The sequence below is a fragment of the Streptococcus sp. CF8-6 genome, from assembly GCF_024295845.1.
Classification (GTDB): Bacteria; Bacillota; Bacilli; order Lactobacillales; family Streptococcaceae; genus Streptococcus; species Streptococcus oralis_BO.
In genome coordinates this window covers 31,051-45,542 of record NZ_JANCOF010000006.1, presented here as the reverse complement: position 1 = coordinate 45,542, position 14,492 = coordinate 31,051, and the positions used below count along the sequence as shown (strand labels likewise).

Annotated in this window: 11 protein-coding genes and 1 riboswitch; all 11 genes read left to right on the top strand. The window is 42.6% G+C overall.

Going from position 1 to position 14,492, the window contains the following annotated elements:
* Nucleotides 1-78: 78 nt before the first annotated feature.
* The 11 genes from polA (at nucleotide 79) to pnuC (ending at nucleotide 14,491) form a co-directional block, all read left to right on the top strand.
* Nucleotides 79-2,712, top strand: a complete 2,634-nt coding sequence (gene polA / locus NML69_RS08620; RefSeq protein ID WP_254726366.1) for a DNA polymerase I — start codon at nucleotides 79-81, stop codon at nucleotides 2,710-2,712.
* Nucleotides 2,713-2,815: 103 nt separating this feature from the next.
* A riboswitch (TPP riboswitch) is annotated at nucleotides 2,816-2,918 on the top strand.
* 69 nt (nucleotides 2,919-2,987) lie between these two features.
* Nucleotides 2,988-3,278 carry a thiamine-binding protein gene (locus NML69_RS08615; RefSeq protein ID WP_198459053.1) on the top strand — a complete coding sequence of 97 codons (291 nt, stop codon included), beginning with the start codon at nucleotides 2,988-2,990 and terminating at the stop codon, nucleotides 3,276-3,278.
* On the top strand, nucleotides 3,241-3,999 hold the full coding sequence (locus tag NML69_RS08610) for an ABC transporter permease (RefSeq protein WP_254726364.1): 759 nt from the start codon (nucleotides 3,241-3,243) through the stop codon (nucleotides 3,997-3,999). Before NML69_RS08615 ends, NML69_RS08610 begins: the two co-directional genes overlap by 38 nt.
* 36 nt (nucleotides 4,000-4,035) lie before the next feature.
* Nucleotides 4,036-5,043, top strand: coding sequence for an ABC transporter substrate-binding protein (locus NML69_RS08605; RefSeq protein WP_049520566.1), 1,008 nt, complete (start codon nucleotides 4,036-4,038; stop codon nucleotides 5,041-5,043).
* Nucleotides 5,043-5,771, top strand: coding sequence for an ABC transporter ATP-binding protein (locus tag NML69_RS08600; protein ID WP_254726362.1), 729 nt, complete (start codon nucleotides 5,043-5,045; stop codon nucleotides 5,769-5,771). Before NML69_RS08605 ends, NML69_RS08600 begins: the two co-directional genes overlap by 1 nt.
* Before the next feature lie 203 nt (nucleotides 5,772-5,974).
* Complete coding sequence (locus NML69_RS09920) at nucleotides 5,975-6,322, top strand: hypothetical protein (protein WP_302851716.1); 348 nt, start codon at nucleotides 5,975-5,977, stop codon at nucleotides 6,320-6,322.
* Nucleotides 6,297-9,434 (top strand): FctA domain-containing protein, encoded by a 3,138-nt coding sequence (locus NML69_RS08595; RefSeq protein ID WP_302851715.1) that lies wholly within the window; start codon nucleotides 6,297-6,299, stop codon nucleotides 9,432-9,434. Before NML69_RS09920 ends, NML69_RS08595 begins: the two co-directional genes overlap by 26 nt.
* Before the next feature lie 171 nt (nucleotides 9,435-9,605).
* Nucleotides 9,606-10,064, top strand: a complete 459-nt coding sequence (locus NML69_RS08590; protein ID WP_001211263.1) for a CtsR family transcriptional regulator — start codon at nucleotides 9,606-9,608, stop codon at nucleotides 10,062-10,064.
* A gap of 1 nt (nucleotide 10,065) precedes the next feature.
* Entirely contained in the window at nucleotides 10,066-12,498 is a 2,433-nt protein-coding gene (locus NML69_RS08585) for an ATP-dependent Clp protease ATP-binding subunit (RefSeq protein ID WP_254726360.1), read from the top strand.
* A gap of 145 nt (nucleotides 12,499-12,643) precedes the next feature.
* A complete protein-coding gene (locus NML69_RS08580; RefSeq protein ID WP_254726358.1) occupies nucleotides 12,644-13,702 on the top strand; it encodes an AAA family ATPase in 1,059 nt (352 codons plus the stop codon).
* A gap of 9 nt (nucleotides 13,703-13,711) precedes the next feature.
* The gene (gene pnuC, locus NML69_RS08575) at nucleotides 13,712-14,491 is read left to right on the top strand and encodes a nicotinamide riboside transporter PnuC (protein ID WP_000860150.1); all 780 of its coding nucleotides are present in this window, start codon (nucleotides 13,712-13,714) and stop codon (nucleotides 14,489-14,491) included.
* Nucleotide 14,492 lies beyond the last annotated feature (1 nt).

Sequence of the window (14,492 nt, the reverse complement as noted above, 5' to 3'; positions counted from 1 at the left end):
ATGGTGAAATAGGGATAAGTCCAAGTCATTTGGCTCTTTCCGATGGTATTTTTCCTTGCTTTCCTTTATAATGGGTGTATGGACAAGAAAAAATTATTATTAATTGATGGATCTTCTGTTGCCTTTCGAGCTTTTTTTGCGCTTTATCAGCAACTAGATCGGTTTAAAAATGCTAATGGTCTTCATACCAATGCAATATATGGCTTTCAACTTATGTTGAATCATGTCTTGGAGCGAGTTGAACCTAGCCATGTTTTGGTAGCTTTTGATGCAGGTAAGACGACTTTCCGTACAGAGATGTATGCAGACTACAAGGGTGGTCGCGCTAAAACTCCAGATGAGTTTCGTGAACAATTCCCCTTCATTCGTGAGTTGTTAGACCATCTTGGGATTCGCCATTATGAGTTGGCCCAGTATGAAGCCGATGATATCATTGGGACCCTAGGTCGCTTGGCTGAGAAGGATTCCTTCGATGTGACAATCGTCAGCGGGGACAAGGATTTGATCCAGTTGACAGATGAGCATACGGTGGTCGAGATTTCCAAGAAAGGTGTGGCTGAGTTTGAGGCCTTTACGCCAGACTATCTCATGGAAAAGATGGGCCTCACACCAGCTCAGTTCATTGATCTTAAGGCCCTCATGGGGGATAAGTCTGATAATATTCCTGGTGTCACGAAAATCGGTGAAAAGACGGGTATTAAGCTTTTGCTGGAATATGGCTCGCTCGAGGGTATTTATGAAAATATCGATGGGATGAAGGCTTCTAAGATGAAGGAAAATCTCATCAATGACAAGGAACAAGCCTTTTTGTCTAAAACCTTGGCAACCATTGAGACTCAGGCACCAATTGAGATTGGACTAGACGATTTGATCTATAATGGCCCAGATGTGGAAAATCTCGGGAAATTCTACGATGAGATGGGCTTCAAACAGCTCAAACAAGCTTTAAATATTTCGTCAACGGATGCGCCTGAAAGTTTGGATTTCACTATCGTTGACCAAGTCAGTCAAGACATGCTGAGTGCCGACTCTATCTTCCACTTTGAACTCTTTGGTGAGAACTACCATACAGATGATTTGGTTGGTTTTGCCTGGTCCTGTGGGGATAAACTTTACGCTACTGACAAACTTGAACTCTTGCAGGAGCCGATTTTCAAGGATTTTCTAGAAAAAACACCTCTAAAAGTGTATGACTTTAAAAAAGCGAAGGTTCTTTTAAATCGCTTGGGCTTGAACTTGCAGGCACCTGCTTTTGACAGCCGTTTGGCAAAATACTTACTCTCTACTGTCGAGAACAATGAAATCTCAACCATTGCGAATCTCTATGGTCAGACTTATCTGGCTGATGATGAGACTTTCTACGGTAAGGGTGTCAAGAAAGCTATCCCTGAGAGAGAGAAATTCTTGGAGCACTTGGCTCGCAAGGTTGCTGTATTGGTTGAGACGGAGCCGGTTTTACTTGAAAAACTCAGTGAACATGGGCAGTTAGATCTCCTCTATGACATGGAGCAACCTCTGGCTTTTGTCCTTGCCAAGATGGAAATTGCTGGGATCAAGGTTAAAAAAGAAACCCTGCTTGAGATGCAGGCTGAAAATGAGGTCGTCATTGAGCAGCTCACTCAAGAAATCTACGAGTTGGCTGGTGAGGAGTTTAATATCAATTCCCCTAAGCAGTTGGGCGTGCTTCTCTTTGAAAAACTCGGTCTTCCTCTAGAATACACTAAGAAAACCAAGACAGGTTACTCGACAGCCGTGGATGTGCTGGAGCGCCTAGCTCCTATTGCGCCGATTGTTAAAAAAATCTTGGATTACCGTCAGATTGCTAAGATTCAATCTACCTATGTGAATGGCTTGCAGGATTGGATTTTGGATGATGGCAAGATCCACACGCGCTATGTGCAGGATTTGACTCAGACTGGGCGTTTGTCTAGTGTGGATCCAAACTTGCAAAATATCCCTGTTCGCTTGGAACAAGGCCGTCTCATTCGTAAGGCTTTTGTGCCTGAGTGGGAGGATAGCGTGCTACTTAGCTCGGACTATTCGCAGATTGAATTGCGCGTTTTGGCTCATATTTCTAAAGATGAGCACTTGATTAAGGCCTTTCAAGAGGGAGTAGATATCCATACTTCCACGGCCATGCGTGTCTTTGGCATTGAACGTCCTGAGGATGTGACTCCAAACGACCGTCGTAATGCCAAGGCGGTAAACTTTGGAGTGGTTTACGGGATTTCAGACTTTGGCTTGTCTAATAATCTGGGCATCAGCCGTAAGGAAGCAAAAGCCTACATTGACACTTACTTTGAACGCTTCCCAGGTATTAAAAACTACATGGATGAAGTGGTGCGTGAGGCGCGTGATAAGGGCTATGTAGAGACTCTCTTCAAGCGTCGTCGTGAGTTGCCAGATATCAATTCGCGTAACTTCAACATTCGTGGTTTTGCAGAGCGGACAGCAATCAACTCTCCTATTCAGGGTTCGGCAGCAGATATCCTTAAGATTGCTATGATCCAGCTAGACAAGGCTCTAGTTGAAGGTGGTTATCAGACCAAGATGCTGTTGCAAGTGCACGATGAAATCGTCCTTGAGGTTCCGAAATCGGAACTAGCAGCCGTTAAAGATCTAGTGAAACAAACCATGGAAGAAGCTATCCAGCTCAGTGTTCCCCTTATCGCAGATGAGAATGAAGGAGCAACCTGGTACGAGGCTAAATAAGAAAGCTATGATAGAGTTTGAAGCATTTATCTTCAAACTCTTTTTCAAGATTTTCTGTAAGCAGTTTCCTTGACATCTTACTTGTTTTGCGCTATCATATGTCCATATAATATATGGGAGTCTGTGTACAGTCTGAGAGGAAGTGTTAAACTTCGACCGCACCTGATCTGGGTAATGCCAGCGTAGGGAACGATACTTAGCCGAATTCTGACCTTTTCCATATATGGAAGGGGTTTTCTTTTTATCAAAAGGAAACCTGAGAAAAGGAGGTTTTTATGAAAGCAAGCATTGCCTTGCAAGTCTTGCCCCTATCGCAGGGGGTTAACCGAGTCGCTATTATCGATCAGGTGATTGCTTATCTGCAAGCTCAGTCCGTGACCATGGTGGTGACACCCTTTGAAACGGTCTTGGAAGGGGAGTTGGATGAGCTTATGCGCATTCTCAAAGAAGCGCTAGAAGTGGCAGGGCAGGAGGCAGATAATGTCTTTGCCAATGTCAAAATAAATGTAGGAGAGATTTTGAGCATTGATGAGAAACTTGAAAAGTATACTGAGACGACACATTAGTCTATTGGGTTTTCTAGGAGTCTTGTCAATCTGGCAGTTAGCAGGAATATTCAAACTTTTACCCAAGTTTATCCTACCAACTCCTTTTGAAATTCTCCAGGCCTTTGCTCGTGACAGAGAATTTCTCTGGCACCATAGCTGGGCGACCTTGAGAGTGGCTTTACTAGGTCTAGTCTTGGGAGTCTTGATTGCCTGTCTCATGGCGGTGCTTATGGACAGTCTGACTTGGCTCAATGATTTGATCTACCCTATGATGGTGGTTGTTCAGACCATTCCGACCATTGCGATAGCTCCTATTCTAGTCTTGTGGCTAGGCTATGGAATTTTACCCAAGATTGTCTTGATTATCCTGACGACAACCTTCCCTATCATCGTCAGTATTTTGGATGGATTTAGGCACTGTGACAAGGATATGCTGACCTTGTTTAGTCTGATGCGAGCCAAGCCTTGGCAAATCCTTTGGCATTTTAAAATCCCTGTCAGCCTGCCTTACTTTTATGCAGGTCTGAGGGTCAGTGTCTCCTACGCTTTTATCACAACAGTGGTATCTGAGTGGTTGGGAGGCTTTGAAGGACTAGGTGTCTACATGATTCAGTCCAAGAAACTGTTTCAGTATGATACTATGTTCGCCATTATTATTCTGGTGTCGATTATCAGCCTTTTGGGTATGAAGTTGGTCGATATTAGTGAAAAATATGTTATTAAATGGAAACGTACTTAAAAAGAGCGTTTTAGAAAAAGAAAAGAGGAAATCAAAATGAAAAAAACATGGAAAGTGTTTTTAACGCTTGTAACGGCTCTTGTAGCTGTTGTGCTTGTGGCCTGTGGTCAAGGAACTGCTTCTAAGGACAACAAAGAAGCAGAACTTAAGAAAATTGACTTTATCCTAGACTGGACGCCAAATACTAACCACACAGGGCTTTATGTTGCTAAGGAAAAAGGTTATTTCAAAGAAGCTGGAGTGGATGTTGATTTGAAATTGCCGCCTGAAGAAAGCTCGTCTGACTTGGTGATTAATGGCAAGGCACCATTTGCCATCTATTTCCAAGACTACATGGCTAAAAAATTGGAAAAAGGTGCAGGAATTACTGCCGTTGCCGCTATCGTTGAGCACAATACATCAGGAATCATCTCACGTAAGTCTGACAATGTCAGCAGTCCAAAGGACTTGGTTGGCAAAAAATACGGAACCTGGAATGACCCAACGGAGCTTGCTATGTTGAAAACCTTGGTAGAATCACAAGGCGGAGACTTTGAGAAGGTCGAAAAAGTACCAAACAACGACTCAAACTCCATCACACCGATTGCCAATGGCGTCTTTGACACTGCTTGGATCTACTACGGTTGGGATGGTATCCTTGCCAAATCTCAAGGCGTAGATGCTAACTTTATGTACTTAAAAGACTATGTTAAGGAGTTTGACTACTACTCACCCGTTATCATCGCAAACAACGACTATCTAAAAGACAACAAGGAAGAAGCTCGCAAAGTCATCCAAGCGATCAAAAAAGGTTACCAATACGCTATGGAACACCCAGAAGAAGCAGCGGATATCCTCATCAAGAATGCGCCTGAACTCAAAGAAAAACGTGACTTTGTCATCGAATCTCAAAAATACTTGTCAAAAGAATATGCAAGCGACAAGGAAAAATGGGGACAATTTGACGCTGACCGCTGGAATGCTTTCTACAAATGGGATAAAGAACATGGTATCCTCAAAGAAGACTTGACTGACAAGGGCTTCACTAACGAATTTGTAAAATAATGACAGAAATTAGACTAGAACACGTCAGCTATGCCTATGGCGATGAAAAGATTTTAGAAGATATCAACCTGCAGGTGAAGTCAGGTGAAGTAGTTTCTATCCTGGGACCTAGTGGTGTTGGAAAGACCACCCTCTTTAACCTAATCGCTGGGATTTTAGAAGTCCAGTCTGGGCGAATTGTCCTTGACGGCGAGGAAAATCCTAAGGGGCGCGTGAGTTATATGTTGCAAAAGGATCTCCTCTTGGAGCACAAAACGGTGCTTGGCAATATCATCCTGCCCCTCTTGATTCAAAAGGTTGATAAGGCAGAGGCTATTGCCCGAGCGGATGACATCCTTGCGACCTTCCAGCTGACAACCGTACGGGATAAGTATCCTCACGAACTCAGCGGAGGGATGCGCCAGCGTGTAGCCTTGCTTCGGACCTATCTTTTTGGACACAAGCTCTTTCTTTTAGATGAGGCTTTTAGCGCCTTGGATGAGATGACCAAGATGGAACTCCACGCTTGGTATCTGGAGATTCACAAACAGCTGCAGCTGACGACCCTCATCATCACGCATAGTATTGAAGAGGCCCTCAATCTCAGCGACCGCATCTATATCTTGAAAAATCGTCCTGGGCAGATTGTTTCAGAAATTAAACTAGATTGGTCTGAAGGTGAGGACAAGGAAGTCCAAAAGATTGCCTATAAGCGTCAAATATTAGCAGAATTGGGATTAAATACGTAGCCTTTTAAAAAATTAGTATATATTAAATACAAGCGAAATCCTTGCTTGTATTTTTTGTTTCAAAGCTGATGAACATGCATGATTGGGCTTATTATTTAAAGAAATGGTAAGTTAATATAAAAATAAATAAATTTTAGTTGACATTTTGTAATGGAACTGTATAATATAATTGAACTATTATAGACAATAAGGAGGATAATGTGGTGAAAAAGAGAACTAGCAAACTCTTTCATGGCTTGATGGCCTTGCTACTGGTTGTGTCGGTCTTTTTGCCTGCACTTAAAGTTAGCAATGTTGTTAAAGCGGAGGAACTACCAGCGAGCAGTTACACAATGAAAACTGTTTCAAAAATCAACAATAACAAACTTGTTGATGGCGCTAAGTACGGGGAAGGTAAATTCTATCTTCAACCAACTTATAGTTTCCCAAATGATGTAACCCTCAAAGATGGGGATTACATGGTGTATCATGTTCCAAACGAATTTAAAATTGAAAAAGATTATACTACGGAATTGAAAGCACCAGATGGGCAAGCAAACAACTATTGCTGAATTGACAACTAGTAGAGCAGATAACACAGCTACTGTCAAAGTGACAAATGCTGCTTACTTTGCTAATTTGTCAGAGAACAAGGAGATTACTGCCCTGTTTACAGTCGTTTGGGCAGATAGTGTTAAATTAAACACTCCTTATCAAATTGATATCCCAGGTGACCAAGTTTATACTTTGACTCGTATCGTCCCAGATGATGACCCAACTGGATTTACTAAATGGGGAGTTCAAGACTCAGACGATCCTAACTATGTAAACTGGCGTATCCGTGTTAACCGCTATGCAAAATCTTACACAGGGGTTAAACTAGAAGATACTATTCCAGAAGGACAAGTTCTTGCGAGTGAAATTACTGGTTACTACTTTACTGAGTGGAACAAAGCTGAAGCTCGTCCAAAACTAGAAGCTGCCCATATCAACGTTGTTGATGGAAATCACTTTACAATCACTCCAAACGGTGATGGTACAATGGACGGACAAGGTCTCTATATCCTATATAAAACTCGTCTAACTGCTCCAGTTGACAATGCAACTAAAAAAGCATTTAACGATGTAAAAGCGACAACCGATCAAGAAACATTTGATGTTCATGGATTTGCTCCTTTGACAACTACAGAAGGTATCGGTTCAGGTGCGAAGTCTGATGAGGTTGAATTCCAAGTTAAGAAAAAACTTGAAGGAAAAACTCTTGAGGCAGATGCATTTACTTTCCAATTGATTGCTCCAGATGGTTCTGTAACTGAAGCTAAAAACGATGCTGAAGGAAATGTTAAATTCCCAGCAGTTAAATTCTCTAATGAAGGTACATTCAAATACCAAATTAAAGAAGTAAATGACAACAAACCTGGCTATACATACGATGATTCAGTGCTTGAAGCAGAAGTTACTGTAGCAAACGTGTATGGTCAAAAGATTGCAAGTGTTAAATATAAAGATTCTAAGAAAGAATTTACAAACACATACGCTGCTAAAGAAGCAAAACTTCAACTTGAAGCTAAGAAAGTCTTGAACGGTAAAGCTATCGAGGCTGGCCAATTTGAATTTGAGTTGAAAGAAAACGGAACAGTTCTCCACACTGTTTCAAACGATGCAAACGGTAAGATTCAATTCCCAGAACTTACGTTCACAAAAGAAGAAACTCGTACATTCACTATCGCTGAAAAAGCAGGTGATGTAGCCGGAGTTGAATACGATCCAAATGCTTATGAAGTAAAAGTAGTCGTTAAAGATAACGGTCAAGGTCAACTTGTCGCAACTGCAACAGGTGCTGAAAACCTTACTTTCACGAACGTTTATAAAGCTAAACCAGCAAAAGCTACCATCACAGCTACTAAAGTCTTGAATGGTAAAGAGCTTGAAGCTGATAAATACGAATTCGAACTTAAAGAAGGTGACAAAGTCGTTGCGACAGCTAAAAACGCTGCAGACGGTACTGTGACTTTCAAAGACATTGAGTACGCAGCAGTAGAAAACCACACTTACACTATCTCTGAAAAAGCAGGTAGCGAAGGGGGTGTGACATACGACACTGCTAAACACGAAGTTAAGGTAGCAGTTACAGATAACGGTCAAGGTCAACTTGTTGCAACTGTTACAGGTAACAACCCAACCTTCACCAATACCTATAAAGCAGCTCCAGCAAAAGCTACTATCACAGCTACTAAAGTCTTGGATGGTAAAGCTCTTGAAGCTGATAAATACGAATTCGAACTTAAAGAAGGTGACAAAGTCGTTGCAACAGCTAAAAACGCTGCAGATGGAACTGTTACTTTCAAAGAAATCGAATACAATGAAGCAGGCGACCACACTTACACTATCTCTGAAAAAGTAGGTAGCGAAGCAGGTGTAGAGTACGATAAATCTACTCACAATGTAACAGTAAAAGTTACAGATGATGGACAAGGTAAACTTGTTGCAGATGTAAAAGACAACAACCCAACCTTCACTAACACTTATAAAGCAACTTCAACAACAGTTACTATCACGGCTACTAAAGTCTTGAATGGTAAAGCCCTTGAAGCTGATAAGTATGAATTTGAACTTAAAGAAGGTGACAAAGTCGTTGCGACAGCTAAAAACGCTGCAGACGGTACTGTTACTTTCGAAGCTATCGAGTACACAGCAGCAGGCGACCACACTTACACTATCTCAGAAAAAGCAGGTAGTGAAGCAGGTGTGACATACGACACTGCTAAACACGAAGTTAAGGTGAACGTTAAAGATGACGGTGCGGGTCAACTTGTTGCGACTGTAACTGACAACAACCCAACCTTCACCAACACATATAAAGCAGCTTCAACAACTGTAAATATCACGGCTACTAAAGTCTTGAATGGTAAAGCACTTGAAGCTGGTAAATATGAGTTTGAACTTAAAGAAGGTGACAAAGTAATCGGAACAGCTACAAACGCTGCAGACGGTAAAGTTGCTTTCGAAGGTATCGAATACAAAGAAGCAGGTAGCCACACTTACACTATCTCAGAAAAAGCAGGTAACGAAGCAGGTGTGACATATGACACTGCTACACATGAAGTAACAGTAAAAGTTACAGATAATGGTCAAGGCAAACTTGTTGCGACTGTAACTGACAACAACCCAACTTTCACCAACACTTATGTTGCATCTTCAACAAAAGTAACCTTCACAGCTAAGAAAGTCTTGGAAGGTAAAGAACTTGTAAAAGATCAGTTTAAGTTTGAACTTAAAGAAGGTGACACAGTCGTTGCGACAGCTACAAATGCTGCAGACGGTACTGTTACTTTCAAAGCTATTGAGTACGCAACAGCAGGTAAGCACACTTACACTATTACTGAAGTAGATAGTAAGGAAGAAAATGTGACATACGATCATGCTAAACACGAAGTGACAGTTGAAGTTGTTGATAATGGTGCAGGTCAACTTGTAACAACAGTTACAGGTAACAACCCAACCTTCACTAACAAGTATACTGAACCGAAAAAAGAAGAACCTAAGGAAGATCCTAAGGGTGAACAGCCTAAGGGAGATTTGCCAAATACTGGTGGAGCAGACTTTACAGTATTCTCTACTATTCTTGGTCTAGTTCTTGCAGCTTTGGCAGGACTTGTATACCATGCTAAAAAAGTTGACTAATCTCAACTTTGAATAACTAAAAAAGATGGCGACTGTTTTACAGTCCCATCTTTTTGTGTTGGATAGTTTATAATAATCTTCGCAACTCGTTCCCTTTTCCTTTAAAAAAATCAAAAATTTCGGTATAATAGTCAAAGATAGTCAAGGTTCAAAGAAGGAGTTTGATTTACTATGAGATTTAAAAATACATCAGATCATATCGAAGCCTATATCAAGGCGATTTTAGACCAATCTGGTATCGTGGAATTGCAGCGGAGCCAGTTGGCAGATACCTTTCAGGTTGTACCGAGTCAGATCAACTATGTCATCAAGACTCGTTTTACTGAAAGTAGAGGTTACTTAGTTGAGAGCAAGCGTGGTGGTGGAGGCTACATTCGCATAGGGCGGATTGAATTTTCCAGTCATCATGAGATGCTCCGCGATTTGCTTTACTCGATTGGTGAGCGAGTTAGTCAGGAGATCTATGAGGATATCCTCCAGCTTTTGGTGGAGCAGGACTTGATGACCAAGCAGGAAATGACCTTGCTGACTTCTGTAGCAACAGATCGTGTCCTAGGGGAAGAATCCTCAGTTGTCCGTGCCAATATGCTCCGACAGCTATTACAAGAGGTAGATAGAAAAGAGAAGTAAGATGAACTATTCAAAAGCATTGAATGAATGTATCGAAAGTGCCTACATGGTTGCGAGCCATTTTAGAGCTCGTTACCTAGAGTCTTGGCATTTATTGATTGCCATGTCCAATCACAGTTACAGTGTGGCAGGTGCGACTCTAAATGATTATCCTTATGAAATGGACCGTTTAGAAGAGGTTGCGTTGGAACTGACTGAAACCGACTATAGCCAAGATGAAACCTTTACGGAATTACCCTTTTCCCATCGTTTGGAGGTCCTCTTTGCGGAAGCAGAGTATGTAGCCTCAGTGGTCCACGCAAAGGTGCTAGGGACAGAGCATGTTCTCTATGCGATTTTGCATGACGGCAATGCCTTGGCAACTCGCATCTTGGAGAGAGCGGGCTTCTCTTATGAAGACCAGAAAGATCAGGTCAGAATTGCTGCTCTTCGTCGCAATCTAGAAGAGCGTGCAGGTTGGACTAGAGAAGATCTCAAGGCTTTGCGTCAACGTCATCGCACAGTAACTGACAAGCAAAATTCCATGGCCAATATGATGGGTATGCCACAAGCTCAAAGTGGCGGTTTAGAGGATTATACTCATGACCTGACGGAGCAAGCACGATCTGGCAAGTTAGAACCAGTTATCGGTCGTGACAAGGAAATCTCGCGTATGATTCAGATCTTGAGTCGGAAGACCAAGAACAATCCTGTCTTGGTTGGAGATGCGGGTGTCGGGAAAACGGCTCTGGCACTTGGACTTGCTCAGCGTATTGCTAGTGGGGATGTACCTGCGGAAATGGCAAAGATGCGCGTTCTAGAGCTTGATTTGATGAATGTCGTTGCGGGAACACGTTTTCGTGGTGACTTTGAAGAGCGCATGAACAATATCATCAAGGATATCGAGGAAGATGGCAAAGTAATCCTCTTTATCGATGAACTCCACACTATCATGGGTTCTGGGAGCGGTATTGACTCGACTCTGGATGCGGCAAATATCTTGAAACCAGCCTTGGCGCGTGGAACTTTGAGAACGGTTGGGGCAACCACTCAGGAAGAATACCAAAAACACATCGAAAAAGATGCAGCCCTTTCTCGTCGTTTTGCCAAAGTGACGATTGAAGAGCCAAGTCTAGCTGACAGTATGACTATTTTGCAAGGTTTGAAAGCTACCTATGAGAAACACCACCGTGTGCAAATCACAGATGAAGCTGTCGAAACAGCTGTTAAGATGGCGCATCGTTACTTGACCAGTCGTCACTTACCAGACTCTGCCATCGATCTTTTAGATGAAGCAGCAGCAACCGTTCAAAACAAATCCAAGCATGTGAAAGCAGTCGAATCCGACTTGAGTCCAGCTGACAAGGCCTTGATGGATGGCAAGTGGAAACAAGCTGCCCAGCTAATCGCAAAAGAGCAGGAAGTCCCAGTCTACAAAGACTTGGTGACAGAGTCTGATATTTTGACCACCTTGAGTCGCTTGTCAGGGATTCCAGTTCAAAAACTGACACAAACGGATGCTAAGAAGTATCTAAATCTTGAAGCTGAACTACACAAACGTGTCATCGGTCAAGATCAAGCTGTTTCAAGTATTAGCCGAGCGATTCGCCGCAATCAGTCAGGGATTCGCAGTCACAAGCGTCCGATTGGTTCCTTTATGTTCCTAGGACCAACGGGTGTCGGTAAGACCGAATTGGCCAAGGCTCTGGCAGAAGTTCTCTTTGATGACGAATCAGCCCTTATCCGCTTTGATATGAGTGAGTATATGGAGAAATTTGCGGCTAGTCGTCTCAATGGAGCTCCTCCGGGCTATGTGGGCTACGAAGAAGGTGGGGAGTTGACTGAGAAGGTTCGCAACAAACCTTACTCAGTGCTTCTCTTTGATGAGGTAGAGAAGGCCCACCCAGATATCTTTAATGTCCTCTTGCAGGTTCTGGACGACGGTGTCTTGACAGATAGCAAGGGGCGCAAGGTTGATTTTTCAAATACCATTATCATCATGACGTCAAACCTTGGCGCGACGGCTCTTCGTGATGACAAGACGGTTGGCTTTGGAGCCAAAGACATTCGTTTTGACCAAGAAAATATGGAAAAACGAATCTTTGAAGAGTTGAAAAAAGCTTATCGACCAGAGTTTATCAACCGTATTGATGAAAAGGTGGTCTTCCATAGCTTAGATAGCGAACACATGCAGGAAATTGTCAAGATTATGGTCAAACCATTGATTGCTAGCCTCGCTGAGAAGGGCATTGACTTGAAACTGCAAGCTTCAGCCCTGAAGTTGCTAGCTAGCCAAGGTTATAATCCAGAAATGGGAGCCCGTCCACTTCGCAGAACCCTGCAAACAGAAGTGGAAGACAAGTTGGCAGAACTCCTTCTTAAGGGGGAACTGGTAGCAGGCAAGACCCTCAAGATTGGTGTCAAAGCAGGTCAGTTAAAATTTGATATTGCTTAAAAATGGAGAATCAGGAGCAATCCTGATTCTTTTTTGCTACTTTTTTATAAAAAATGATAAAAAAGTATTGACAAAATAAAAATATAGTATATAATAAAAACATAGAAAACAAAAATATCGAAAATTATAAAAAGGTAAAACATTTATGAAAAAGAAAACAGCAGTGGTATTTGGGACCTTTGCCCCTCTCCATCAAGGGCATATCGATCTGATCCAGCGAGCGAAGCGTCAGTGTGACCAGGTCTGGGTAGTCGTTTCAGGATACGAGGGAGACCGAGGGGAGCAGATAGGCTTAACTCTTCAAAAAAGGTTTCGCTATATCAGAGAGGCTTTTCGTGACGATGAGTTGACCTCTGTCTGCAAGCTGGATGAGACCAACCTTCCCCGTTACCCTATGGGTTGGCAGGAGTGGTTGGACCAGATGTTAGCGGAGATTTCCTATGATGAAACCCAGCAAGAATTGACTTTTTTTGTGGGAGAAGAAGACTACCAGCAAGAATTAGCTAAACGTGGCTTTGGCACTGTCTTGCAAGAAAGAAAGTTTGGTATCTCAGCGACTATGATTCGAGAAAATCCAAGCAAATATTGGAAATACATCGCTCAGCCCTTCCGTCGTCAGTTTACCAAGAAAGTCTTGATCATGGGAAGTGCCAGTAATGGGAAGACCACTCTAGCCAAGGATTTGGCAAGGTATTACGATGCGCCCGTTAGTCTGGAATACGCGCGTGAGTACCAGATCAAAAACAATGTCCGCGACGATGAATTGACCCCAAAGGATTATTATTATCTCCTTTTAGGGCAGTATGACCAGACCTCAAAACTAATCGATAGCAATGCCAATCGAGGCCTAGTGATAGCCGATACCAACTCCTTGGTAACTAAGGGCTACTATGACTATTACATGGAGACAGAGGACCAAGGGGACTTATCAGGAGAAACCTTTGACAATCTCTTTGTTTCGATCTTAGCCAAGGAAAAATGGGATTTGATTCTCTTTGTGCAACCTGTCGGTTCCTATGTCAATGACGGATTTAGAGATATGACCATGGCGGAAGACCATATTCGCTACAGTTTTTCCCAGCATTTGGACCAGATGAGGGAGCGATACTTAACCACCATTCCACTAGTTTATCTAGCGGAGGATTATCTAGGCAATTATGAAGCAGCAAAAGTGGCTATCGATGCCATTTACCAAGCAGATTAGGAGAAAATTATGAAAACAGTAACTAAAAAAATCACACAATTTATCGAAAACTTTAAAAATGTCCATGCCGAAGCTCGCAAGATTGGTTTTGCAGGAACCATGCGTTTGCTCTGGAAAGATCTCTTTGTCGGCCGTAGTCTTTTCCAGTGGTTGTATCTCATCGCCTTGTCGAGTGTTCCCTTGATTTTGGAATTTACGCAAAATACGGAAAGTCATGATTGGCTGAGCTTATTTGCATCTTGGACTGGGATTGTCTGTGTTATCTTGGTAGCAGAAGGGCGTGCAAGCAATTATCTCTTTGGAGCCATTAACTCGGCTATCTATTTGATCTTGGCCATGAATGCGACTTTTTACGGAGAAGTTTTAACGACTGTTTACTTCTTTGTCATGCAGCCGATTGGTCTCTATGCTTGGCTGTCCAACCGTATCAATGACCAAGGAAAACCAGAAGAATCCCACTTTGAAGCTAAGAAATTATCTGTTCTTGACTGGCTCAAGTACTTGGCCTTGACTGCCATTATCTGGATTGGTATGGGCTTGGCTTACCAAAGTATCAATAGCGCTCGCCCTTTCCGTGATAGTGTTACTGATGCGACCAATGGTGTTGGTCAGCTCTTGATGACACGTCTCTACCGTGAGCAATGGATTTTCTGGATTGCAACCAATCTCTTTAGTATTTATCTCTGGTGGGGTGAAAATATCCACATTCAAGGGATGTACTGGGTTTACACACTCAACAGTCTAGTGGGTTGGTACCAATGGACCAAGGCAGTTCGAAAGGAGGCATAAG

Bases quoted from the DNA above. Each gene is read 5' to 3' on its own strand.
- polA (WP_254726366.1), top strand. From the start codon at position 79: ATGGACAAGAAAAAATTATTATTAATTGATGGATCTTCTGTTGCCTTT.
- NML69_RS08615 (WP_198459053.1), top strand. From the start codon at position 2,988: ATGAAAGCAAGCATTGCCTTGCAAGTCTTGCCCCTATCGCAGGGGGTT.
- NML69_RS08610 (WP_254726364.1), top strand. From the start codon at position 3,241: ATGAGAAACTTGAAAAGTATACTGAGACGACACATTAGTCTATTGGGT.
- NML69_RS08605 (WP_049520566.1), top strand. From the start codon at position 4,036: ATGAAAAAAACATGGAAAGTGTTTTTAACGCTTGTAACGGCTCTTGTA.
- NML69_RS08600 (WP_254726362.1), top strand. From the start codon at position 5,043: ATGACAGAAATTAGACTAGAACACGTCAGCTATGCCTATGGCGATGAA.
- NML69_RS08595 (WP_302851715.1), top strand. From the start codon at position 6,297: ATGGGCAAGCAAACAACTATTGCTGAATTGACAACTAGTAGAGCAGAT.
- NML69_RS08590 (WP_001211263.1), top strand. From the start codon at position 9,606: ATGAGATTTAAAAATACATCAGATCATATCGAAGCCTATATCAAGGCG.
- NML69_RS08585 (WP_254726360.1), top strand. From the start codon at position 10,066: ATGAACTATTCAAAAGCATTGAATGAATGTATCGAAAGTGCCTACATG.
- NML69_RS08580 (WP_254726358.1), top strand. From the start codon at position 12,644: ATGAAAAAGAAAACAGCAGTGGTATTTGGGACCTTTGCCCCTCTCCAT.
- pnuC (WP_000860150.1), top strand. From the start codon at position 13,712: ATGAAAACAGTAACTAAAAAAATCACACAATTTATCGAAAACTTTAAA.